At 60.1% G+C, this 22444-nt stretch carries 18 protein-coding genes and 1 pseudogene; 4 read left to right on the plus strand and 15 right to left on the minus strand.

Annotation, left to right across the window (positions count from 1 at the left end; genetic code table 11):
- Nucleotides 1–121: 121 nt before the first annotated feature.
- Nucleotides 122–1000: pseudogene (locus tag AC3WMT_RS06815) on the plus strand (methyl-accepting chemotaxis protein); the annotation flags it as partial.
- Between the two features lie 201 nt (nucleotides 1001–1201).
- Entirely contained in the window at nucleotides 1202–1906 is a 705-nt protein-coding gene (locus AC3WMT_RS06820) for a methyl-accepting chemotaxis protein (RefSeq protein WP_371919303.1), read from the plus strand.
- Nucleotides 1907–2051: 145 nt separating this feature from the next.
- Here AC3WMT_RS06820 and AC3WMT_RS06825 read toward each other — a convergent pair whose 3' ends face one another.
- The 9 genes from AC3WMT_RS06825 to AC3WMT_RS06865 all read right to left on the minus strand — a co-directional run bounded on the left by AC3WMT_RS06825 (nucleotide 2052) and on the right by AC3WMT_RS06865 (nucleotide 13045).
- Complete coding sequence (locus tag AC3WMT_RS06825; RefSeq protein ID WP_103303247.1) at nucleotides 2052–2483, minus strand: helix-turn-helix domain-containing protein; 432 nt, start codon at nucleotides 2481–2483, stop codon at nucleotides 2052–2054.
- Nucleotides 2484–2525: 42 nt separating this feature from the next.
- Nucleotides 2526–2945, minus strand: a complete 420-nt coding sequence (locus AC3WMT_RS06830; protein ID WP_103303248.1) for a type II toxin-antitoxin system VapC family toxin — start codon at nucleotides 2943–2945, stop codon at nucleotides 2526–2528.
- Nucleotides 2942–3187 (minus strand): FitA-like ribbon-helix-helix domain-containing protein, encoded by a 246-nt coding sequence (locus AC3WMT_RS06835; protein ID WP_103303249.1) that lies wholly within the window; start codon nucleotides 3185–3187, stop codon nucleotides 2942–2944. Before AC3WMT_RS06835 ends, AC3WMT_RS06830 begins: the two co-directional genes overlap by 4 nt.
- A 92-nt stretch (nucleotides 3188–3279) precedes the next feature.
- Nucleotides 3280–4608 (minus strand): DUF1329 domain-containing protein, encoded by a 1329-nt coding sequence (locus AC3WMT_RS06840; protein WP_371919304.1) that lies wholly within the window; start codon nucleotides 4606–4608, stop codon nucleotides 3280–3282.
- A 194-nt stretch (nucleotides 4609–4802) separates the two neighbouring features.
- On the minus strand, nucleotides 4803–6761 hold the full coding sequence (locus tag AC3WMT_RS06845; protein WP_103303251.1) for a DUF1302 domain-containing protein: 1959 nt from the start codon (nucleotides 6759–6761) through the stop codon (nucleotides 4803–4805).
- Between the two features lie 58 nt (nucleotides 6762–6819).
- Nucleotides 6820–8109, minus strand: a complete 1290-nt coding sequence (locus AC3WMT_RS06850) for a phospholipase C/P1 nuclease family protein (RefSeq protein ID WP_103303252.1) — start codon at nucleotides 8107–8109, stop codon at nucleotides 6820–6822.
- A gap of 150 nt (nucleotides 8110–8259) precedes the next feature.
- The gene (locus AC3WMT_RS06855; protein WP_103303253.1) at nucleotides 8260–9828 is read right to left on the minus strand and encodes an FGGY-family carbohydrate kinase; all 1569 of its coding nucleotides are present in this window, start codon (nucleotides 9826–9828) and stop codon (nucleotides 8260–8262) included.
- A gap of 20 nt (nucleotides 9829–9848) precedes the next feature.
- Nucleotides 9849–11444 carry a glycerol-3-phosphate dehydrogenase/oxidase gene (locus AC3WMT_RS06860; protein WP_103303254.1) on the minus strand — a complete coding sequence of 532 codons (1596 nt, stop codon included), beginning with the start codon at nucleotides 11442–11444 and terminating at the stop codon, nucleotides 9849–9851.
- Nucleotides 11445–11449: 5 nt separating this feature from the next.
- Entirely contained in the window at nucleotides 11450–13045 is a 1596-nt protein-coding gene (locus tag AC3WMT_RS06865; protein ID WP_103303255.1) for an FAD-binding oxidoreductase, read from the minus strand.
- Between the two features lie 210 nt (nucleotides 13046–13255).
- Here AC3WMT_RS06865 and gliR point away from each other — a divergent pair, with 210 nt between their 5' ends.
- Nucleotides 13256–14272, plus strand: coding sequence for an AraC family transcriptional regulator GliR (gene gliR / locus AC3WMT_RS06870; protein ID WP_103303256.1), 1017 nt, complete (start codon nucleotides 13256–13258; stop codon nucleotides 14270–14272).
- Nucleotides 14273–14926: 654 nt separating this feature from the next.
- Nucleotides 14927–15292 carry a DUF6124 family protein gene (locus tag AC3WMT_RS06875; RefSeq protein WP_103303257.1) on the plus strand — a complete coding sequence of 122 codons (366 nt, stop codon included), beginning with the start codon at nucleotides 14927–14929 and terminating at the stop codon, nucleotides 15290–15292.
- Between the two features lie 66 nt (nucleotides 15293–15358).
- Here the strand turns inward: AC3WMT_RS06875 and AC3WMT_RS06880 are convergent, their stop codons facing one another.
- The 6 genes from AC3WMT_RS06880 to AC3WMT_RS06905 form a co-directional block, all read right to left on the minus strand.
- Nucleotides 15359–15727 (minus strand): glyoxalase superfamily protein, encoded by a 369-nt coding sequence (locus tag AC3WMT_RS06880; RefSeq protein WP_095191407.1) that lies wholly within the window; start codon nucleotides 15725–15727, stop codon nucleotides 15359–15361.
- 53 nt (nucleotides 15728–15780) lie between these two features.
- Entirely contained in the window at nucleotides 15781–17193 is a 1413-nt protein-coding gene (locus AC3WMT_RS06885; RefSeq protein WP_103303258.1) for a hypothetical protein, read from the minus strand.
- Between the two features lie 130 nt (nucleotides 17194–17323).
- Nucleotides 17324–18781 carry an N-acyl-D-amino-acid deacylase family protein gene (locus AC3WMT_RS06890; protein WP_103303259.1) on the minus strand — a complete coding sequence of 486 codons (1458 nt, stop codon included), beginning with the start codon at nucleotides 18779–18781 and terminating at the stop codon, nucleotides 17324–17326.
- 1 nt (nucleotide 18782) lies between these two features.
- Nucleotides 18783–19643, minus strand: a complete 861-nt coding sequence (locus AC3WMT_RS06895; protein ID WP_103303260.1) for a MurR/RpiR family transcriptional regulator — start codon at nucleotides 19641–19643, stop codon at nucleotides 18783–18785.
- 16 nt (nucleotides 19644–19659) lie between these two features.
- Complete coding sequence (locus AC3WMT_RS06900) at nucleotides 19660–21009, minus strand: GntP family permease (RefSeq protein WP_095051052.1); 1350 nt, start codon at nucleotides 21007–21009, stop codon at nucleotides 19660–19662.
- Between the two features lie 443 nt (nucleotides 21010–21452).
- Nucleotides 21453–22346: an NAD-dependent epimerase/dehydratase family protein gene (locus tag AC3WMT_RS06905; protein WP_103303261.1), complete on the minus strand. Its 894-nt coding sequence runs from the start codon at nucleotides 22344–22346 to the stop codon at nucleotides 21453–21455.
- Between the last annotated feature and the right edge of the window lie 98 nt (nucleotides 22347–22444).

Consider the following 22444-nt stretch of genomic DNA (forward strand, 5'->3'; position numbering starts at 1 on the left):
CGGCAACATCAGCGTGAACATGAAATTGGGCCTGGGCTTCGGCCTTGTCCTGGCCCTGACCTGCGTGCTGGCCCTGACTGGCTGGACCAGCCTTGGCGGCCTGATTGACCGCAGCAACTGGATGAGCGACATCACCCAGCTCAACGCCGGTCTGACCAAACTGCGCGTAGTGCGCCTGCAATACATGCTGACCAATGGCGATGAAACTGCCGCGCAGAATGTGCAGACCACTCTGGAGAGCTTCGCCGCGCAACAACAGAAGCTGATCAACAGCTTCAAGAGCCCGGAAAACGTCAAACTGCTCAAGGAGCAGGCAGCGACCATCGCTGAATACCAGACGTCGCTGAACAAAATGCGCAATGCCTATCGCACTGGCAACAGCGCCCGCGACACCATGAGCGTCAACGCCGAAACCGCGTACAACCTGATCGAGTCGATCAGCAAACGCGTGCAGCAGATGGACATGAGCGAGCAGCGTTTCGAACAGTTCCAGGCGATCACCACCGCCAAGGAAGCGTTCATCCTCGCGCGCTACGAAGTGCGCGGCTACACCGCCACCACCAACGCCGAAACCGAGCAGAAGGCCGTCGGCCAGCTCGACGTTGCCATCGGCAGTCTGAAACAGCTGAACACGCATTTCTCCAGTACTCAGCAAGACGCACTGCGTCAGCTGGAAACCGCGCTGGTCAACTATCGCAACGCATTGATGGCGTATAAAAACGCCAACACCGACGCCGTGCAGGCCCGTAAGGAAATGACTGATCAGGGCGCTGCGATCGTCACCACCAGCGAGCAGCTTTACCAGATCCAGCTCGACCGTCGCGACATCGAAAGCGCTCAGGCGCGCACCTTCCAGTTGATCAGCACCCTGCTGGCATTGCTGGTTGGCGTGATTGCCGCCGTTATCATCACCCGCCAGATCACCCGTCCGCTGCAAGAAACCTTGGCCGTGGTCGAGCGCATCGCCAGCGGCGACCTTTCGCAAAACGTGATCGTCACCCGCCGCGACGAACTTGGCGTACTGCAACAAGGCATTGCGCGCATGGGCGTAACCCTGCGCGACTTGATCAGCGGCATCCGCGACGGCGTCACCCAGATCGCCAGCGCCGCCGAAGAACTCTCGGCCGTGACCGAACAGACCAGCGCCGGTGTGAACAGCCAGAAAGTCGAGACCGATCAGGTCGCCACCGCCATGCACGAGATGACCGCCACCGTGCAGGAAGTCGCGCGCAACGCCGAAGAAGCTTCGCAAGCAGCAGCCGCAGCCGATGGCGAAGCCCGTGAAGGCGACAAAGTGGTCAACGAAGCCATCGCCCAGATCGAACGTCTGGCCAGCGAAGTGGTGCGTTCCACCGAAGCCATGAGCGTACTGCAACAGGAAAGCGACAAGATCGGCAGCGTCATGGACGTGATCAAAGCCGTCGCCGAACAGACCAACCTGCTGGCACTCAACGCCGCGATCGAAGCAGCCCGTGCTGGTGAAGCCGGTCGTGGTTTCGCCGTGGTCGCCGACGAAGTCCGCGGCCTGGCCCAACGCACGCAGAAATCCACCGAAGAAATCGAAGGTTTGGTCGCCGGTCTGCAAAACGGCACCCAGCAAGTCTCGGCGGTGATGAGCAACAGCCGCGCCCTGACCGACAGCAGCGTCGCCCTTACACGCAAGGCCGGTGCCTCCCTGGAAAACATCACCCGCACGGTGTCGAACATCCAGTCGATGAACCAGCAGATCGCTGCCGCTGCCGAACAGCAAAGCGCCGTGGCCGAAGAGATCAGCCGCAGCATCATCAACGTGCGCGATGTGTCGGAACAGACCGCTGCGGCGAGTGATGAGACCGCAGCGTCCAGCGTTGAACTGGCGCGCTTGGGTGGTCAGTTGCAGCAGATGGTCAGCCATTTCCGCGTCTGACCTTCACTCAGCGTCATAGCGTAGATCCAATCGCGGGCAAGCCCGCTCCCACAGGTTTTTCAGTCGTTCACAGAGTTTGTGTCCGACTCCATACCTGTGGGAGCGGGCTTGCCCGCGATTGCGTTATGGCTGACTACATGCCCCGTCAAACCACGCCATGCATAAAGAATTCAACCGGTACTTTAAAGAATTCGGCAAAACCCTTTATCTGGGCAACGGTCATTTTTCGCTTGTTATTCAATATCTCTGAAACAGCACTCTGAGTTGCGATCTCAGACAAATCCTTCTGTTTGACTCCTCTTTCCAAAATCAGAAACGCCAGCGCTTCTGATTGGGATGAGTAAGGAATCAAAACCGTTTCAGCCTCGTACTCATACACCCGATCAGCAACCAATTCCGCAAACCGCGCCGCTGCGTGATCTTCACTGTCAGCATGCGAGTAAAGCTCATCAATCAGGGCCATTCGCACTTGCAACTCACCGTCGTTTTTTATCGGGTCCGCTAGACCGGCAAGAACGGGAAAATCATCAACCATGAAGGAGTCCAACCTGCTCGTTCCAACCTTTTTACGCTTCATGCGACCACCTTTTTCTTATGATTTTGTTAGCTATGAAGTGACTCAGCTCTGCCAAGGATTTATCACCTCGACACCACTGAACTCAAAATCCTTCACGTTACGGGTGGCTATGGGAACACCATGCGTTCGGCAGATAGCAGCAATTTGCGCATCAGCCATCGAAGCCGCGCGACCCTTTGACTCGCACTCCGCGACTAGCGTTGCGTATTCGACAGCGGCGTGCGCATCGAACGGCAAAATGCGTCCGGCAAAATCCTCTTCGAACATCGCCATGGCATGAGCCTCAAGTTTTTGTTTGCGCTTGCCAGATGGCAGGCGCGCGATGCCGTGGAGTATTTCTGCCACTGTCACCGCGCTGACTGCCAGATCCATCGCTGGCTGCGCATCCACCCAGACAAGCACCCGGTCGTCTGGCTTGACACGCATAAACTCTGAAAGAACGTTGGTATCGAGCACTATCATTCAGAGAAATCCACCGCAGTGGCTTTCTCTGAACGCTCTGGCAAGTCGAGGTCAACTCCGCCGACAGCATTGAACCGGTTGCGTATCCGGCTGCCAAGTCCACCGGCGCGATCAACAGTTGCCAAGGCTCTACCCAAAATGAGGCGAGCCTCCTCCTCCATGGAATGTCCGTTGTGCGCTGCGGTAATACGCAGTTGTTCTTTCAGCTTCTCATCAAGGTTTCGAATCGTGATGCTGGCCATGACGCCCTCCTGCAATCAATGAAATCATTGATTGCAGGCTAGCACATCCTGCCGTGCAAAAATCCGGCGATCTTCCGAACGGCAGTCCTTCCTCACCGCGTCCCACGCTGGCGCAACGCCGACGGCATGAAATACGCGTCCTCCGGCACGGGTTGCGCGAAATCCACCGTCTCCGCTTCTTCGTTATCCAGGTTCTGCACGTAGTAACGGCGGGCCTGCAAATCGTGGAAAACATCCAGCGCACTCCACGTCGTTGGCAGGTCGTAGAAGTTTTTCAGGTAGGCCATCGACACGCGCCACAACTCCCCGCGCCCGTCGTATTGGTCGACCAGTGCGGCGCCCCAGCTGTCCTCATCGAGAAACAGCACGCGCTTGGAATAGATGTGTCGTGCGCCGGGTTTGAGGTTGCCTTCGACCACCCACACCCGGTGTAGCTCATAGCGGGTGTATTGCGGGTTGAGGTGGCCCGGGGTGAGCAGTTGTGCGTACTTCACGTCGGGGCTGCCGACTTTGTAGTTGTTGTAGGGGATGTAGATTTCCTGTTTGCCCTTGAGCTTCCAGTCGTAGCGATCCGGCGAGCCGTTGAACAGGTCGGTGTCGTCCGCCGTGCGCAAGCCATCGGACGAGGCGATCGGCGTGTCATACGCAAGGTTCGGCGCGCGGCGCACGCGACGTTGGCCGGCGTCGTAGACCCAGGCCTGGCGCGGGTCCTTGAGCTGGTCGAGCATCTCGTGCACCAGCGCGGCACCGCCGGCCAGCCGTGCCGGACTTTTCACGAAAGCGACGTAGTAGAACAGGATGTTTTTCAGGTCGGCGAACTGGCCGCCCGGACGGTAGAAATTGAACAGGGCTTCCTGCTGCGAAGTGACCAACGCAAAGCTGCCGTTGCGTTGTACGGGCGCTTCGGAAGCGCGACGCACGACGTAGATGCCGCGATAACGGGTGATGTGATTCCACAGCACTTCGATGCCGTCCTTGGGTACCGGGAACGGCACGCCGCCATAGGCATCGGAAAAACCGCTGCCGCCTTCGAGCAACTTGGCCGAGGTGGCATTTTTCAGCGTGTTGTCGTACAGCCACTGGGGTGCCGAACCGGAACGCCGCGAAGGGTAGATCGGCATCTGGAAGGTGTCGGGGTAGCTGTTGAACAACGCGATCTGACCTGGGCTGAGGTGGGCCTTGTATTGGTCGAGGTTGGCTTTGGTGATGGTGAACAGCGGTTTGTCCGCCGCGTAGGGATCAGGGTGGTGCTGACCCGGTTTGTAGCCGGCCGGGGCCTGGGTGATGCCGCCGGCCCAGGCGGGAATAGTGCCAGCGGCGTTGCCGGCCCGCTCGGCGCCCATCGGGGTAAGGGTGGTTTTCAGTTGTTCGGCTTGTTGCGGGGTGATGGCGGCGAAAACACTACTGGCCGCCAGACTCATGACGAGCGCCAACGTGGTCTTGGCCAATCGCGAAGTGTGGAACATGTTCTTCTCCAAAATACAAAAACCTGTGGGAGCTGGCTTGCCAGCGATAGCGGTGGTTCAGCCACCATTGATGTCGAATGTGCTGCCGTCATCGCGGGCAAGCCCGCTCCCACAGGGGGATGAGTTGTCCCAAGCGTTGAGTGTGAAACTCACAGGAAATACTTGAGGTTGAACCCGATGTTGTCGCGGTCGCGAATGCCGTTGTTCTGCCCGCCGCCGTAGAACTCGGTGTACTGCAACTCGGCCTCAAGCTTGTTCTGGTAGTTGGCCTTGATCCCCAACGTGTAGGCCTTGCGACCTTCGATGGTGTTACCGGCCTGATAGCTGTTGCCCTCGAAATCGTCCTTGTAAACGATGTAGGGCGAGACGTTGACCCCGGCGTACACGTCGTTCCACGTACCGTTGAGCATGGCCGTGTAGCTGTAGGAATCACGATTGACCTGATCGTCACGATCACCACCGGACACATAGGAATAGTTACCGGTACCGGCGTAGTAACGACGACTGCCGTCATAAGCGGTGTATTGCAGACTGCTGCCACGCAAGTGCTCGGAGGCCAGTTCGAAGATGCCGAACAGCGAGTCGAACGACGCCGTCGGGCCGAAGTTGTAGATGGTGCCCAGCGAAGTGTTGAACGCTTCCACGCGCTCGGCGTTGTTGATCTGGCTGTCGAGAGTGACCATCTGCCCGCCGACGTTGATCGCTTTGCCGGTCACTGCCGCCGCTGCACCATTGGCCAGATCGCCAATCAGATCGTTGGTCGCCGCAACACCGATCGGCAGGTTTGGCCGATATGCAATTTCACCAAACACCGAGGCTTCGCCCAGCGTGGTGTTGAAGCTGAAACCGTACATGCGGATGTCTTCGGCATAGAGCCGATGCGCCTGGATATTGCCCATCACATCCGCCGTGGCCAGACCGTTGGCCAGTGCGCCGGCCTGACTGCCCGCGACACCCGCCAACAGATTGGTCAGGGCATTCATGTCGATGCCCTTGTAACCCCCCAGATCAGCAGCGATGGTCGGCTCCTTGGCGTGGTAATTGACCATATACAAGCCGAACTCGGTGCTGTTGAGCTGTTCGGCAATGTAGCGAAAGGCGAAACCGAACTGGCCGTCGTTGCGCGCGTTGTAGTCCTTGCCGATAGACGCGACCTTGAGCGTATTGCCGTAGGCCGGCGTCACGCCGTTGGCGTACAGCCCGGTGGTTTGCAGGGCCTGGCTCAGCAACGGGTTGTTGCCCAAGGCACTGTAAAGACCGATGACGTTGCCAAACCCCGGCACTGGCGTGTCGAGCGCGGTGCCGCTGAAGTTGTTGTACCCGGTGTTGCCACCGTCGGCGAACAGGTCGGTTTGCGAGTAGAACGTGCCGACCGGATCGATGCGGGTTTCCTTCCAGTTGGTCTGGTAGAAACTCTCCATGGTCAGGCTATCGGTGAGGCCGACGTTGAAGCTCAGCGCCTCCACCGGCACCAGCACTTCCTTCACTTCGGCGCCGGGCAAGCGGTACTTGGCCGCGTCCACCGGGTTGGTCGTATTGATCCCGCCGCGATAGAAAATCCCCTCGCCCCAGTTGAACACCTGCCGACCGACGCGCGCGGTCACCGGCATCTGCGCAACGTCCCAACTGCCGTGGACATAGGCGTCGAGCATCTCGATGCGGCTGCCGGCGATGTCGCGGGTCTGGCTGGTGAAACGGTCGTCCTGCGGATAGCTCTGGCTCGGTTGTGACGGATTGTTGTTGCGGTAGTAGTCGTTGCGCTTGTCCATCAGTTGCGTGTCGTAGAACGCTGTGCCGCGCACGAACAGGCCGTAGTTCTGATAGTTGGCCTCAAGCTCCGAAGTAATCTTGTACACCTCGGAAACCAGTCCGGTGTCGAAGTTGCGATTGCCGTCGTTGGTGTTGACGTCATCGTTGGTCTTGTCGCGGCCCTGCACGCGCCACAAACGGCCGTAGGACAAGGTCGTGTCGAACGAGCCGGTGACCTGTTTGTCCAGCACGCTGAACTCCGCAGCCTGCGCACCATCGACCGCGCAGAGTTGCAGCAAACCGGCCAGGCCGACACCGGGGAGCGCCGCGCCCGCCAGGCGCAATCGAGTGTTGATCATGAGTTTTCTCCTTCCCTGTTCTTATTGTTTTTGTGTTCGCGCAACGCTGAGGCGATGGCTATGGAACCAATCCCGCGCTGACATAAATCCGGCTGTGCGAGCCGAAATGGCCGAGCAGTTTGAACAGCTGTTGATTCAGTGCCGGATGATTGAAATCTTCGCGCCGCAGCTGATTGCCGCTGCTGAAATCACTGGTGGCTGGTGCAGTCTCAAGCCACTGACCGATGGCTTCATCGAACGCGGCGGAGTCGTCGACGGACTCGGCACTGACCACCTCGCGCAAGTAGTCCACGGAGTACGGCGGGTACTGTTTGTCCTGGGCAAAATCGGTGTAAGCGTCGAGCATCGGATGCGCTTGTCCGGCACGCAGCAAACGCCGTAGCCAACTCGACTGATACTTTTCGATTTCCATATGCCGGGTGGCAACGCGTTCGATGGACGCCTGTTTGTCATCGGCGAAACCGGCCAGCGCCTTGCCTTCCAGCAGTAAAAGACTGGCGAGGTCGACGCCGGGCAGCGGCTTGGCGTGATAGGGCTGGGTCAGATCCTGCACGTGGTGCATGCCCCAGCCGAGAAAGCGATAACCCCAATAGGGATGGTCGCTGGCAAACGCCAGTCGCGCCAGGCCCAAGTATTGATAGGCGCGCCAGTCCGGCCAACTGCGCTGAAGAAATCCGGCAGCGGCATACACCACCGCGCTTTCATGGAAGAAGCCCATGTGGAACGGTGCCTGCGAGCTGTACTGGAAACGCGCATCGCCGAACGGCTGCGGGCCGAAACCATAGACCGCAGCGACTGCGCCCGGGTTGTCGCTGAACAGGTTGATGTCGTGGCCGTAATCCGGCTCGTCGGCAGCGCTGGCGAGCACCGCAAGCGCCGCGACTTTTTCGCCGTCGGCGACAACGATGAAGCGTTGGCGATTCCACGGTGAGAGGGTCTGTTCGACCATGACCTGATCGGCGCTGAGGTGCTCACGCTCGGGCAGGTCTTTACCCGGCAATGGCTGGATGACCATCGCCAGATGAATGAGCGGATTGATGCGCAACGTGGTGAGGAAATCGTGGCGCAGATTGTCACTGGGGACTGCGGGCAATTTCAGCTGGTCGGGGCGTGGCGGGTATTGCGCGAAGTGTTCGCGGGCGAAGTTTTCCTGCTGTTCCAGCAGTGCGACGACGGCCGGATATTGCTCGGTGAGAAACTGCTCCAGCGGTTCGACTTCCACCGGTGGCGCATCGCGCAACGCTGGCAGATCCTGCAACGCCAGATAGCTGCCCACCGTATGGTTCGACCAGCCCCAAGCGCTCGGGGCCGTTGCAAAAAGCAGCAACAGGAGGAATGTCAGCTTCATGCTTCTGGTTCTTATTGGATGTGCTGTGAGGCATGAGCCTAACAACCGCCCCAGGCGCTGACACTGTCCGATCTCACCAGAAAAACTCTCCAATGGCGCCAATTGCACAATCTCCAAAACACCGCCGCCCCCTGTAGGAGTGGTGGTCGGCTAGGCGGGGTAACCGGTGATTTTGCGGATGCTCTGGTACAGCGGTTTGAGCTGGCGGTACATGCGCAGATAGACATCCTTGTAGAGTTGTTCGTAGATTTTTTGCGCCTCGGGTTGCGGCGTGAATACCGCGCCCACCCGGGTCATCGCGGCGATGGCCGTGGGGAAATCCGCGTGCAACCCCAACCCCACCGCACAACAAATCGCCGCGCCCAGACCCGACGCTTCATACACATGCGGACGCTCGGCGGGCAACCCGAAAATATTCGCCGTGAGCTGCATCGCCGCATCACTCTGCGAGCCGCCGCCCGCCACCCGCAGACGCTTGATCGAGACCTTCGAACGCCGCTCGATCTTCTCCATGCCCTGGCGCAAGGCATACGCCAGCCCTTCCAGAATCGCCCGGTAGATATGCGCGCGGGTGTGCACATCGCCGAAGCCGATCATCGCGCCTTTGGCCTCCACGCCCGGCTCACGAATGCCCGGCGACCAGTAGGGTTGCAGCATCAGCCCCATCGACCCCGGCGGCACCTCGTTGACCAGCGCATCGAAGAGCTCTTCGGGCTCAATGCCCTGCGCTTTCGCCTGCTGCATTTCGCGCAAACCGAACTCGTTCTTGAACCAGCTGACCATCCAGTAACCGCGATAAATCATCACCTCGCAGTTGAACTGATCCGGCACCGCCGACGGATACGGCGGGATTAACGGGACGATTTCCAGATAGCGCGAGCGGGTGCTGGTGATCGTCGCCGTGGTGCCGTAGGACAGGCACACCGTGCCCGCATCGACCACGCCGGAACCGACCACTTCGCAGGCCTTGTCGGCACCGGCGGCAATCAGCGGCAGGCCTTCGGGGATCCCGGTATGGCGGCTGGCTTGGGCGGTGATGTAGCCGAGGGTTTCACCGGGTTTGTGCAGGCTCGGCAATTGCTCGGGACGCACCGCCAACGCCTGCCATTTCCAGTCGCTCGGCGCGGCCCATTTCAGGCGTTTGAAGTCGAACGGCAGGTAGCCGACGCAACAGCCCACCGAGTCGACAAACTGCCCGCACAAGCGATGAGTGAGAAACCCAGAGAGCAGCAAAAATTTGTCGGTCGCCGCCCAGATATCCGGCTGGTGTCTGGCGATCCAGTTAGCCTCAGCCTGGGCCCGAAAATAATCCACGGTGGCTTGCGCGCCGACCAGTTTGAACAGCCAGCCCCACGGCCCCTTGATCCCGCCTTCGACTTCACTCTGGCGTTGATCGAGCCACAGAATGGCCGGGCGCAGCGGTTTGCCCTCGGCATCGACATTGATCACCGTGCCGCGCTGGGTGGTCAGGGAAACACCGGCAATCTGCGCCCGATCAATCCCGGTTTGCGCCCACACCTGCTGACAGGCCTCGCCGAGTTTCGCCCAGTAATATTCCGGATCCTGCTCGGCCCAACCTGGTTGCGTCGAGTAATACGCCTGCAATTCGACCTTGCCTTTGCCGAGCAGATTGCCCTGTAAATCAAAGAGCAGCGCGCGCACGCTCTGGGTGCCGTTGTCGATGGCCAGCAGGTAACGCTTGTTCGAGTGGTTATCCATGGAGCTCTCTTCAAGGGGCATCAAGGCGTGGCATCCGGCAGACCGTGATGGCGTTGCCACAACGCCTGATAACGCTGTACTTCCTCTTGCCAGCGCTCGTCGCTCCAGCCCAGTCGCGGCTGGCAGAGTCGGCGAATCGGCGCGAAATAACCTTCGCCACCGAGGGGTAGCAGCAAACCGAGACGCGTGCGGCGCAGCAATAGATCGTCGAGGTGAAGAACCATTTCCGACTCACAGGCGAAAGCCAGTTCGGCCCACAGAGTGTCCGTGGCGCCGACCGTATCGTGGCCGACGTCTGCGAGCAGTTGCGCCAGCCTTGGCAGGTCACGACTCTGTCGTCCGGCGAGACGTCGCCATTGATGGCTGCTCAGTACCGGGATCGACAGCGCCGGCACAGCCGCAAACACTGGCGCAGCATCATCAACGAAAGGACGATCAAGCATGCTCGCGCAAGCCTTGAGCACTTCGATGGCTTGCGGGCGAAAAGTCGTCAGCTTGCCGCCGGCCAGCGTGACGCAACCGGGCTCCTGCCACAGTACGTGTTCACGAGTTTCGCTAGAGGGTTTGCCTTGATGCTCACCTGCCGCGCTGCCCACCACCGGACGCACGCCCGACCACGTCGACAGCACATCCGCAGCGCTAACGTGCGCAGCGGGAAATTGTTGCGTGCAGGCCGCCAGCAGATAGTCGAGCTCTTCGCCGCTAATGCTCGCGCTCTGATCCAGATCCTCGCGGTGATCGAGGTCCGTGGTGCCGACCACCGTCGCGCCTTCCCACGGAAAAACGAACACCGGGCGACGGTCGCGCTCATGCAGAAAGGTGAAGGCCTGCGCCACCGGCAAGCGCCAGCCCGGCAGCAGCAAATGGCTGCCACGCAACGGCCGTAATTGGCGTGGTGCCTCGGTCGGTCGCAAGCGCTCAGCCCACGCCCCTGTCGCCACAGCGAGTACGCCACAGCGCAATTGCAGGGTCGCGCCCGCCTCGCAGTCCTCGACCTGAACGCCGCACACTCGCCCGTTCTCACGCAGCAGATGCTCGACACGCACGCCGTTGAGCACCACCGCGCCGTCGGCCCGCGCCTCGCTCAAAACACGCATTACCAGCCGCGCATCATCGGTCAGCGCGTCGACAAAACTGGTGCCGCCGAGCAGGTCGTTTTCCTTCACGCCCGGTGCCAGATAGCGCAGTTGCTGCACGTCATGAAACTGATGGCTGCGCCGCCCGGCCAACGCGTCATACACCGATAACAAACCACCGAAAACACGCGGCCCGGGAAAGCCGCCGCGATAGTGCAGCATCAGGAAACTCATCGGCTCGACCAGCCCCGGTGCTTCATCAAGCAAGCGCTGACGTTCGCGCACCGAATCACGGGTCAGGCGCCACTGGCCCTTGGCGATATATCGCAAACCACCATGGACCATTTTTGACGAGCGGCTGGACGTGCCCCAGGCAAAATCGCGTTGTTCCAGCAACAAACACCGCCAGCCACGGCGTGCAGCTTCACGCAGAATCCCGGCGCCGCTGATGCCGCCGCCAATCACGATCAGATCCCAGCTTTCATCCGCCAGTGTCGGCAGAATCTGCTGGCGCCACGCAGCGTTCCAGTTCGGGCGCATGACCGTCATTCCGGCAACAGCGTGCCGGGGTTGAGGCGCCCGGCCGGATCGAAATGGCGGCTCAGCGCCCGCAAGGTGTCCATCGCCAGTTCGCCTTTTTCGCGCAACAGGTACGGGGCGTGATCCTTGCCGACGCCGTGCTGGTGGCTGATGGTGCCGTGGTTGTCGACGATGGTCTGGCTGGCCGCGTGCTTGAGCGCTTTCCAGCGCGCCAGGGTCGCCGGGTAATCCGCCGCCGGGCGAAACACGTAGGTGGTGTAGATGCTCGATCCTTCGCCGTAAACGTGGGACAGGTGCGTGAACACATGCACCCGCTCACCCTCAGCGGCCAAGGCATCGCGCAGGCTGTTTTCGATGAGGTTGAGCAGGTTGTCGACGTTGCTCCAGTCGGTGGCGGTTTCCAGCGTGTCGACCACGTAACCGGCGTTCCACAGGTTCTCGCGCAGGTAGGGGAAACGGAAGCGGTTCTGTGCCCACTTCTTGCCGAGCAAGGTGCCGGTGAACACACCGCCGAAGGCTTTCAGATGCTGGCGGGCCTGGCTCAGCGACAGCGCGTTTTGCCGACGATTGCCGGTCACGCCGAAGGTCAGCAGACACTTGCCCTCGCCCGCCCCGCGCAGGCTCAGGTATTTCTCCAGCCAGGCGATTTGTTGCGGGTGACCGGCCAGCGCCAATTGCGTTTCGGTCTCCACGGCGTTGGACAGGCGCAGCATCGACAGCGGTACGCGCGCCTGAGCGAGTTGGCGAATCGCTTGCAGCGCTTTGGTCCAGCTCGGCAGGAATACGCCGTAGAAACGTTCGTCAGCGGGCAGTGCGCTGACCCGCACTTTGACTTCGGAGATGATCCCGAAACGGCCCTCACAACCGAGCACCACTTCGCGCAGATCTGGGCCTGCCGCCGAGGCCGGGAAGGTTGGAATTTCCAGCGGACCGGCGAAGGTTTCCAGCGTCCCGCCGGCGAACAATTGTTCGATGCGCCCATAGCGCAACGATTGCTGGCCGCTGGAACGGCTGGCGACCCAACCGCCCAGCGTCGATAACTCCCACGACTGCGGGAAGTGCCCCAGCGTGTAGCCTCGGGCGCGCAACTGACTTTCCACCTGCGGGCCACTGGCTCCGGGGCCGAAGGTTGCCAACAGGCTTTGTTCGTCGAGGTCGATCAGGCGATTCATTCGCGCCAGCGATACAGTCACCACGGGACGCGTGGAGTCCGGCGGATTGATGTGCCCGGCCACCGAGGTGCCGCCGCCATAAGGAATCAGGCACAGGTCCCGCTCATGGGCGAGCGCGAGCAATTGGCGAATCTGCTCGGCGGTCTCCGGGAACGCCACGGCATCGGGATACTTGCCCAGCGCACCTTCACGCAACGCCAGCCAGTCCGGCAGGCTCTGGCCCCGGGCGTGGAGCAACCGGTCATGGGCATCGACGCTGTACAAGGTGTGCGCCTGCAACCGCGAGGCCGGGACACGAGCCAACGCCGCTTCCAGCGTTGCATCGGGCAGCGCTCGACCGTCGCCCAAGCGTTGCGCAAGAAAGCTCGCGCCCTGGGCCGGCAGTTCGACCACCGTGGTTGCATCGCCCCAGCCGTTCCAGCGTCGCATGCGTGTGTCCTTTTCCGGTTCTTATGATGGATATTTCAGGCCCCCATACTAGTCGGCGGCCAAAAAGTGTCACGGTCGCATCCGGCCAGTTCGTGTAGCCAATTGAGTCAAACGTCGCGCAAGCGTCAGCCATTTACTTTAGCCGTGGTTTCAAATTACCTTTCAGGGCATTCATCCGCTCATGCAGGCTTTGATCAAGGGAATTCGATCATGCAATCGCTCGGCTTCACGTCTGTTCCGCCGCTGCTCAAATATTTGCGCCATGCCGAGCAATTGGGCATGGCCATCGAGCCGGCGTTGGCGGCGGCCGGCTTGCAGGCGCAGCAGTTGAGCGACAACACCCTGCGTCTGCCGGGTGAGGCCCATGAAAAGTTGCTGGATTATTTCTGCGAGCACTCGGGCGATCCGTTGTTCGGCCTCAACGCGGCGAATTTCGTCTTGCCCAATTCGTGGAGCGTGCTCGGCTACATCACCATGAACTGCGCGACTCTTGGCGATGCGATGAGCCGGATCATGCCGTTCGAAAAACTGGTGGGCGACATGGGCGTGAGTCGCGCCGAGATGCAGGACGGCCATGTGCATCTGGTCTGGACCTGCCGTTATCAGCGCCCACGAATTCGTCGGCATCTGGTGGAAAACGTACTCGGCTCCTGGCTGCAATATGCGCGCTGGATTGCCGATACGCAGATGTCGCCGGCCGCTGTGTGGCTGGAGCATGCGCGCCCGGACGAGGTGACGCTGGCGCAATATGAGCAGTTCTTCGATTGCCCGGTGTTGTTCGATCAGCCCTATTCGGCGCTGATCGTGCCGTTAGCGTATTTGCAACTGCCGTTGCGCCAGGCCGATGCGCAATTGCTGCGTACGCTGGAAGAGCATGCGATGGGTTTGATGGCGACGCTGGAGGATGCGTCGCTGGCGCAGCAGGTAAAAGGCATCCTGCGGCAGTTGCTCAAGGAAGGCTTGCCGCGCAAGGAGCAAGTGGCCGAGCAGCTTGCGGTATCGGTGCGCACATTGCAGCGCCAGTTGCATCAGGCGGGGACGTCGTATCAGCAGATTCTCGATGATCTGCGCCAGGAGTTGGCTGAGCATTACCTGTTGAACAGCACGTTGCCGATTCAGGACATTGCGCAGTATCTGGGTTTTACCGAACCGCGGTCGTTTCATCGCACGTTCAAGAGTCGGCGCGGGATGCCGCCCGGGGAGTTTCGGCAGACGCATCGCGGGTGACTGGATTGGCACCATCGCTGGCAAGCCAGCTCCCACAGGTTTTTCGGTGAAGCCAAATCTTGCTTACGACTCAGTCAATGTGGGAGCTGGCGGGGGATGCCGCCCGGGGAGTTTCGGCAGACACATCGCGGGTGACTGTTCTGGCCTCATCGCTGGCAAGCCAGCTCCCACAGGTTTTTCGGTGAAGCCAAATTTTGCGTACGACTCAGTCAATGTGGGAGCTGGCTTGCCAGCGATGGCGTCAGTCGCCGCACCGAGATCCGACAGGCAAATCCTCAAACTCTGTAGCGCAATAAACCTCTTACACCATAGGTGTTTAAAGACACTCAGTGTTACGCGCAAGAGCCTACAAATCCTTGCGCCGCTGCCTACGGCTAAGCCAGAATCCGCCGGCTTGTGCGTCCAGGGCTTGCTGCGTAACTTCAATCGGGTCACTGATTCCCAGTGATCGGGTTTAGTAGCCCGGATTAGTTGACTTACGGTTGCACAAGAATCATCCAGTCGGGCTTTCGCTTGCACTTGATGGTAGCTGTGCGCATGGCATCTTCGGATGCGCCGGATCTTGAGTCTTCTGCCGGTCTACTAACTTGCGCACAGCTGCCACCCCTCTCGTTTAGTAGCGAGATGGCTGCGGCTCTTCTGGAGAAAGACTCAATGTTCAAAGTAACGCCAAACCCACCGGTCACCGACCCGGCCTCCCCGTACGAATCCCCCGACTCAAAGAAATTCCACGAAGCCGCCGAGCGCGCCCTCGACCATTACCTCGGACCACCAACCGCCGAGATAATGGCCGCGCCCTACAAACCCAACAAGCTGTACATGACCGACCCCGAAGCCGATACCGAGTCGCTGCTGGTCGATGCCAGTGAAACCCTCGGCTCGGCCACCGTCATGCTGCATAACCACGCTGCGATGGTCGAAGGCACGCACCGCAAAACCCTGCAAGGCATCGCTCAAGTGGTGATGCTGGCGGAGTTGGCAGTTAATCGTGTACTGGACAAGTTAGTGCCGACCGAGTGACGAAAAAGCCCGCTGGCAGACCTTGGTGGTTTGGCAGCGGGCTTTTCCATGCGGCTTGAAACTGTTTCAAACACTGATCGCGTTGGTGAACACCAACCGATTGCCAAACGGATCAGCAATCGTCATGTCCTGACTCCCCCACGGCATCGCCTGAATCTGTGGGTGCGAGAACTTGTAGTCCTTGGCCACCAATTGCTGCTGGAACGCCTCCAGCTCATCGGTCTCAATGCGTAGCGCCGAACCGGGGGTTGCATCGCCGTGATGCTCGGACAGGTGCAGCACACACTCGCCACGCGACACCTGCAGATACAACGGGAAGTTCGCCTCGAAACGGTGCTGCCAGTCGATCTTGAAGCCGAGGAAGTCGACGTAGAATTCTACGGCTTTGGCTTCATCGAAAATCCGCAGGATCGGGGTGGTTTTGCCGAAGCTCATGGGAGTGCTCTCGCCTATGGAAAAGGCCCGTCTGGACGGGCCAAATGGCCGGATCAACGCAGCGTCTTGAGTACCAGATCGCTGTAGAAAAAACGGTTCTTGTCGGTGCGTGCAAAGAAGAAGTAAGCATAATCCGACAAGTAGTAGTAGGTGTTGACCCGATTGTACTCATCGCCTTCTTTACTGCACCTCAACTCTTTGGCCAGGCCGCTCAAGGTTGAATTGAGTTGGCTCGCCGACAGTTCGCGAACAACGGTGCAGTTGGTGTTTTCCTGGCGCTCGTCGACTTTGCCCAGCAGCGAGTTAGTGCTGCTGAACGTTGCTTTGTAGGCCAAGTGTCCGTTGACCGGCATATGCTGCCAGTCGCCGCTGAAGCCTAGGTTGATGACACTGGACGTGTCTTTCATCGAGGGCCCCTTCGAGACGCTGAAACGGCTCAATTTCGCTAGATCCAGCAGCCCGCGAAAGGTCACGGCATCGCTCTCATAATTGGCGCCCGACAAATGCAGACTCAGTTGCTGCGAGGCGCTGTCGATTTCAAAGCGGCGCACTTCGCGCATTTCTATAGTCTTGCCCTGGTAATTCGACTGGCCCGTGATTTCCACATAGTTGAGCGGTTTAACGGCGTCCGGCATGTTCAGTTGTTTAATGGCTGATGTCACTGCCGGGGTAAGCGTTGGCAGAGTCACTGGAGCGCTTTTCTTTGCGCGGGCAACGAACCTGGGCAGTTGCGCTGCCGATTCGGGTTTTTCACAGACCAGTTTGAACAGCAGCTCGTAGTCGTCGTTGCTGCCGCTGATTGCATTGGAGGTCAGTGCGATCGCGTCCTGTCCATCCGTGACCGTGTTGTCGGCATCCAGATCGTAGCCCGCCACCACACGGTAGGTCTGCTTGCCACAATCGACTGCGTAACGCTCGCGCTTCTGCGCATAGGGAGCGTCGTAGGGCGCATCGAATCCAATCAAGGGGTTATCGTAAGCCGCCCAGAATCTCAGTTCGGAACCGTCCTTCTTGAGACTGTTGCGATCAAACAATACCCATTGCTCCTCGCCGCTGCCTTTGACCACTCGCCAATCCGACGCCGGCGTGCTGGCACACGCCTTGATGAAGTCAGGGTTGTTTTTCAACATCCCGAGCACGTTGGCCGGCATCGCTCGACCGATCGAGTACTGGTGACCATTGAGCCCCGGATACATCCGACCGCCGCCGCCCAGATACAGCAAGTTGGCACGGTCGGCCGCGCAGGAGGCTTCCATCTGAAAAACCACGCCTGCCGCCGCTTGCGCATTGCCGGACTGACTGATCTGGAACGTCAGGATATCGCCTTCGCGCATAACCGAATCACTGACCAATGGACGCGCGAGGATATCCTTGAACAAGGTCTCGGCTTCCGCCGCCTGGCGTGCTTGTGGACTGACACAACCGGCCAGTAATGTGACGGCTGCGAACAAACAAACGCGGTACATGAAACTCCCTGGGGCGACAGACGCCAAATCCACTGAATGTCAGCGATTCGGCTTGGTCGAGGGAATCTTTAATTCCAATGTGCCATCACTGCACAAAAATCCAGACCACGTCGCAAACCTGCAACTGCGGTTATACAAAACCTTTGCGCAGGTCATCTTCACGGGCGAGGAACCGTCCTGCGTGGCGTTCTGAAGACTGCCCCTCCTGGTAACTCAACACGCCGTTGATCCACACGCCATCAATGCCCTGCGCCGCTCGTTGCGGGTCATTGAAATCCGCCACATCGCGCACGGTCAGTGGATCGAACAACACCAGGTCCGCCCAATAACCTTCGCGAATCTCGCCTCTTTCCTTCAAGCCGAATCGTGCCGCCGATAACCCGGTCATCTTATGCACAGCGGTGTGCAGCGGAAACAGCCCGACATCACGACTGAAATGCCCGAGCACCCGTGGGAAAGCGCCCCACAGGCGCGGATGCGGGAACGGGTCTTCCGGCAGTCCGTCAGAACCCACCATCGACAACGGATGGGCGAGGATTCTTCGCACATCGGCCTCGTCCATTCCGTAGTACACCGCACCCGCCGGTTGTAGGCGTTTTGCCGCGTCTATCAGCGGCACGTTCCACTCGGCAGCGATGTCGATCAAATCGCGGCCGCTGACTTCCGGATGCGGCGTCGACCAGGTGATGGTGATGCGGTGGGCGTCGGTGACTTGCTTCAGATCGAGCGTCGAAGAACTTGCCGCGTAGGGATAGCAATCGCAGCCGACCGGGTGGGTTTTCGCGGCTTCTTCCAGCGATGCGAGCAACTGCGGACTGCGCCCCCAGTTACCGACTCCGGCGCATTTGAGGTGGGAAATGATCACCGGTGAGCGCGAATGACGACCGATGCTGAACGCCTCGTCCATCGCTTCCAGCACCGGTTCAAATTCACTGCGCAGGTGCGTGGTGTACACCGCGCCGAATGCCGTCAGTTCTTCAGTCAACTGCATGACTTCATCGGTGGAGGCGTTGAAGGCGCTGGCGTACGCCAGACCTGTGGATAAACCCAAGGCCCCAGCCTCAAGGCTCTCGCGCAATTGCTCGCGCATCGCAGCGATTTCCTCAGGCGTGGCGGTACGGAACAAGTCATCGAGGTGATTGCTGCGCAGCGCCGTATGACCGATCAGTGCAGCCACGTTCAACGTGGTATTCGCCGCTTCTACCGCCGCGCGGTAATCGCTGAAGCGTGGATAAACGAAGGCTGCCGCGGTGCCGAGCAGGTTCATCGGATCCGGCGGATTGCCTTTCAGCGTCACGGGCGAGGCGCTGATCCCGCAGTTGCCGACGATCACTGTGGTCACGCCTTGGCTGAGTTTGGGCAGCATCTCGGGTTGGCGGATCACCACGGTGTCGTCATGGGTGTGCACATCGATAAAACCCGGCGCCAGCACGCGGCCGCCGGCGTCGATTTCTTCGGCAGCGCTGGCGTCGTGCAAGTCACCAATGCGCTCGATGCGGCCAGCACGAATCGCCACGTCGGCGCAGTAACCGGGCGTGTTGCTGCCATCGATGACGGTGGCGTTGCGGATCAGCGTGTCGTACAGCATGTCAGTCTCCCAGCGGCAAGTGATCGTCACCGCCACGGTATTCGTCGAGGGCGAGTTTGATCCGCCGCAGACGTTCTTGATTGTCTTCAGGATTGGCCAGCGCCAGCTCGGTGGCGAGCACATCGATGGCGAGCAGCATGCCGTAGCGCGCCGCTGTCGGTTTGTAGATGAACGAGGTTTCCGCGCCTTGCAGCGGCAGGACGATGTCGGCCAGTTCGGCCAGCGGCGAGTCGGCGCGGGTGATGGCGAGAATGCGCGCACCGTAGTTGCGCGCCAGTTCGACGGTCTCCAGCAGTTCCGGGGTGATGCCGGTCAGCGAGCAGACGATGACCACTTGTTCGGCGTTCAGGCTGGCAGCGGTGACGCGCATCATCACCGCGTCATGACACACCGCAATCGGATAACCGAGGCGCACCAGACGCACCTGCAATTCGTCGCTGCACAAGGTCGAGCAACCGCCCATGCCGAAGGCGTGAATCATCCGCGCCTGGCCGAGCAATTTCACCGCGTCGGCGAAGCGTGATTCGTCAAAACCTGCGAGATGCTGACGCAGCGTGGTTTCGATATCGCCAACAATCTGCCCGTAGAACGCCGACTGTTCAGGCGTGCCCGCCGGGTCGAGGAAACGGCTGCCGACGCCGCTGGCCTGAGCCAGTTGCAGGCGCAGGTCGCGCAGGTCACGGCAACCGACGCTGCGGGCAAACCGCGACAGCGTGGCGGTGCTGACCTCGGCGCGTTGCGCCAGATCTTCGAGGCTGGCGGAGGCGGCAAAACCGACGTCGTCGAGCATCAGCCGGGCGATGCGGCCCTCGCCGGCGCTGAAGGAATCCTGGCGGGCGCGGATCTGGTAGAGGATGTCCATGGGCGGCAGGCTCCGGTTAAAGCAGATAGGAAAGGCCGACGGTCAGACCGAAAGCGACCAGCGAGATCAACGTCTCCAGCACGGTCCAGGTCTTGAACGTCTGCGCGACCGTCATGTTGAAGTATTCCTTGATCAACCAGAAGCCGCCGTCGTTGACGTGGGAAAAGATAACCGAGCCAGCGCCGGTCGCCAGCACCAACAGCTCAGGGTGTGGATAACCCAGACCAATGGCCACCGGCGCGACCACGCCGGACGCAGTGGTCATGGCCACGGTCGCGGAACCAGTGGCGACGCGCATCAACGCGGCGAACAACCAGCCCATGATCAGCGGCGACAAGTGAAATTCGTGGGCGAGGCCGACGATCTGATCGGTCACGCCAGCATCCACCAAAATCCGGTTCAAGCCACCGCCCGCACCCACCAGCAGAGTAATACTGGCGGTCGGCGCCAGGCATTCGTTGGTGAACTTGAGGATCGATTCGCGGTTGAAACCCTGAGCGATGCCCAGCGTCCAGAAACTCAACAACGTCGCCAGCAACAGCGCGATCACCGAGTTGCCGATAAACAACAGGAACTGATTGAAGCCACTGCCCGGCGTGGAAATCAGGTTGGCCCAACCGCCGATCAGCATCAGCACCACCGGCAGCAGAATGGTCGCCATGGTGATGCCGAAACCCGGCAGCTTGTCGCGCGGTTCGCGGTCGAGGAATTGTTTTTCCAGCGGGTTATCCGCCGGCAACTGAATGCGCGGCACGATGAATTTGGCGTAGAGCGGGCCGGCAATGATCGCCGTCGGAATACCGATGGCAATTGCATACAGCAACGTCTGCCCGACCGACGCCTGATACGCCTGTACCGCGAGCATCGCCGCCGGGTGTGGCGGCACCAGCGCATGCACCACCGACAGGCCGGCAACCATCGGCAAACCGACCATCAGAATCGACACGCCGACGCGCCGCGCCACGGTGAAAGCAATCGGCACCAGCAACACGAAACCGACCTCGAAAAACAGCGGCAGTCCCACCAGAAACGCGATGCAGACCATCGCCCAGTGCGCGTTTTTCTCGCCGAATTTATCGATCAATGTACGCGCCATCTGCTCGGCGCCGCCGGACTCGGCCATCATCTTGCCAAGCATCGTCCCCAGCGCCACCACCAGCGCAATATGCCCCAGCGTCTTGCCCACCCCAGCCTCATACGCACCCACCACGCCCGACGGCGGCATCCCCGCCACGAGTGCCAGACCAATGGAAATCAGCGTGATGACAATGAACGGATTGAGCCGATAACGGGCGATCAATACGATCAGCGCGATGATGGCGACGGCGGCATACACCAGCAGCCAATAGCCGAAGGAAGGCGTCATGCGGTACTCCTCGAAAGGGTCACGTTCGAATGGGTTGTGAAACTCATAAATCATTTCGAGATCGAGATTTCAAACCGCATGAAAGTAATTTTCGTGGAGAGGTAAGGCGTGTCGCGGATGGATATGTCGTGTCGCGATTAATGAAAATCGCGGGGCGGGATTTTCATAAGTTTCCTGGCAAATGAGAAACCTATGTGGGAGCGAGCCTGCTCGCGAAGACGGTCTCGCATTCAACATCTCTATCGACTGAAGCACCGCTTTCGCGAGCAGGCTCGCTCCCACAGTTTTGATCGCATTCGTTCAGACAGAATGCGCAAACCTGTGGGAGCTGGCTTGCCAGCGATGGCGGCGGCACATTCAACATAGGTGCTGACTGGTCAAACGCTATCGCTGGCAAGCCAGCTCCCACAGGTTAGGTGGCGTTTACACGCGTGGTGTACGACTCACACCATTTCGTTACGAATCCATTCAACCACCGACGTACGCTTCGGTGCCCAGCCCAGCAGTTCGCGGGCGTGTTTACCGCGCACGCGGCTGTTGGAGCCGAGGCCGTAGTTGGCCATCTCAAAGCCCCATTCGGCTTCGGCGTCTTTCAGTGGCCAGTCTTGTCGCTGGCCCAGGTTCAGCGCTTCGGCCATGGCGGTGGTCATGTCGATAAACGACGCTTCACCACTTTCAACGAAGTAGAAAGTACCCGGTACGTTTTTGCTCAGCGCCAGCAGGTACAGGGCGACGACGTCTTCGATGTGCACGTTGGACCAGATGTTCTGGCCAGTGCCGACGTGGCGGACCACGCCGCTTTTGCGTGCCTGTTTGAGCAGACGTGGCAACTGCACGCTGTCGCGATTGACGCCCAGGCTGTGGCCGTAAATCAGGGTGTTACAGATGACAGCGGAGTTCACGCCATCCTTTGCGGCGGCGAGGATCAGGTTGTCGATGGCCACACGGGCGGCTTTGTCGACGGTCGGTTCCGGCAGGTTGTCTTCGTGGTAGATGACGTCGCTGGATTTGCCGCCCGACGCATCGCCGACGATGCTCGAACCGCTGGTGTGCAGGAATACTTTGTCGGAACCGCGCAAGGCGTCGAGCAAGGCCTCGACCGCGCCGCGATGGTCGCTGCTGGCTGCATTGATCACGGCGTCGGCGGCACGGGCGTGTTCGGCGAGCAATGCTTTGTCGTCGAGGGTGCCGATCACCGGGGTGATGCCCAGTGCTTTCAGCTCATCGGCTTGTTCTGCGCTGCGCACCAGACCGGTGACTTTATGCCCGGCCCGGACCAGACCGGTGGCGATCGAACCGCCGATAAAACCGGCAGCGCCGGTGACGAATACGTTCATGGAGAAACTCCCTGCGTGAATAAGTGATGGGGCGAGTATCGGCCTGTGACCCTTGCGGAAAAACCCGCCCTCACCCAAATCACTGTTGCGCAGAGGTC

This window comes from Pseudomonas sp. FW305-7, assembly GCF_058786735.1.

Coding starts and splice junctions, on each gene's coding strand:
- AC3WMT_RS06825 (WP_103303247.1), bottom strand. CDS start 2,483: ATGAAGCGTAAAAAGGTTGGAACGAGCAGGTTGGACTCCTTCATGGTT.
- AC3WMT_RS06885 (WP_103303258.1), bottom strand. CDS start 17,193: ATGTACCGCGTTTGTTTGTTCGCAGCCGTCACATTACTGGCCGGTTGT.
- AC3WMT_RS06855 (WP_103303253.1), bottom strand. CDS start 9,828: ATGGATAACCACTCGAACAAGCGTTACCTGCTGGCCATCGACAACGGC.
- AC3WMT_RS06820 (WP_371919303.1), top strand. CDS start 1,202: ATGACCGCCACCGTGCAGGAAGTCGCGCGCAACGCCGAAGAAGCTTCG.
- AC3WMT_RS06900 (WP_095051052.1), bottom strand. CDS start 21,009: ATGACGCCTTCCTTCGGCTATTGGCTGCTGGTGTATGCCGCCGTCGCC.
- AC3WMT_RS06865 (WP_103303255.1), bottom strand. CDS start 13,045: ATGCGACGCTGGAACGGCTGGGGCGATGCAACCACGGTGGTCGAACTG.
- AC3WMT_RS06890 (WP_103303259.1), bottom strand. CDS start 18,781: ATGCTGTACGACACGCTGATCCGCAACGCCACCGTCATCGATGGCAGC.
- AC3WMT_RS06860 (WP_103303254.1), bottom strand. CDS start 11,444: ATGCGCCCGAACTGGAACGCTGCGTGGCGCCAGCAGATTCTGCCGACA.
- AC3WMT_RS06895 (WP_103303260.1), bottom strand. CDS start 19,643: ATGGACATCCTCTACCAGATCCGCGCCCGCCAGGATTCCTTCAGCGCC.
- AC3WMT_RS06905 (WP_103303261.1), bottom strand. CDS start 22,346: ATGAACGTATTCGTCACCGGCGCTGCCGGTTTTATCGGCGGTTCGATC.
- AC3WMT_RS06880 (WP_095191407.1), bottom strand. CDS start 15,727: ATGAGCTTCGGCAAAACCACCCCGATCCTGCGGATTTTCGATGAAGCC.
- AC3WMT_RS06840 (WP_371919304.1), bottom strand. CDS start 4,608: ATGAGTCTGGCGGCCAGTAGTGTTTTCGCCGCCATCACCCCGCAACAA.
- gliR (WP_103303256.1), top strand. CDS start 13,256: ATGCAATCGCTCGGCTTCACGTCTGTTCCGCCGCTGCTCAAATATTTG.
- AC3WMT_RS06845 (WP_103303251.1), bottom strand. CDS start 6,761: ATGATCAACACTCGATTGCGCCTGGCGGGCGCGGCGCTCCCCGGTGTC.
- AC3WMT_RS06830 (WP_103303248.1), bottom strand. CDS start 2,945: ATGATAGTGCTCGATACCAACGTTCTTTCAGAGTTTATGCGTGTCAAG.
- AC3WMT_RS06850 (WP_103303252.1), bottom strand. CDS start 8,109: ATGAAGCTGACATTCCTCCTGTTGCTGCTTTTTGCAACGGCCCCGAGC.
- AC3WMT_RS06835 (WP_103303249.1), bottom strand. CDS start 3,187: ATGGCCAGCATCACGATTCGAAACCTTGATGAGAAGCTGAAAGAACAA.
- AC3WMT_RS06875 (WP_103303257.1), top strand. CDS start 14,927: ATGTTCAAAGTAACGCCAAACCCACCGGTCACCGACCCGGCCTCCCCG.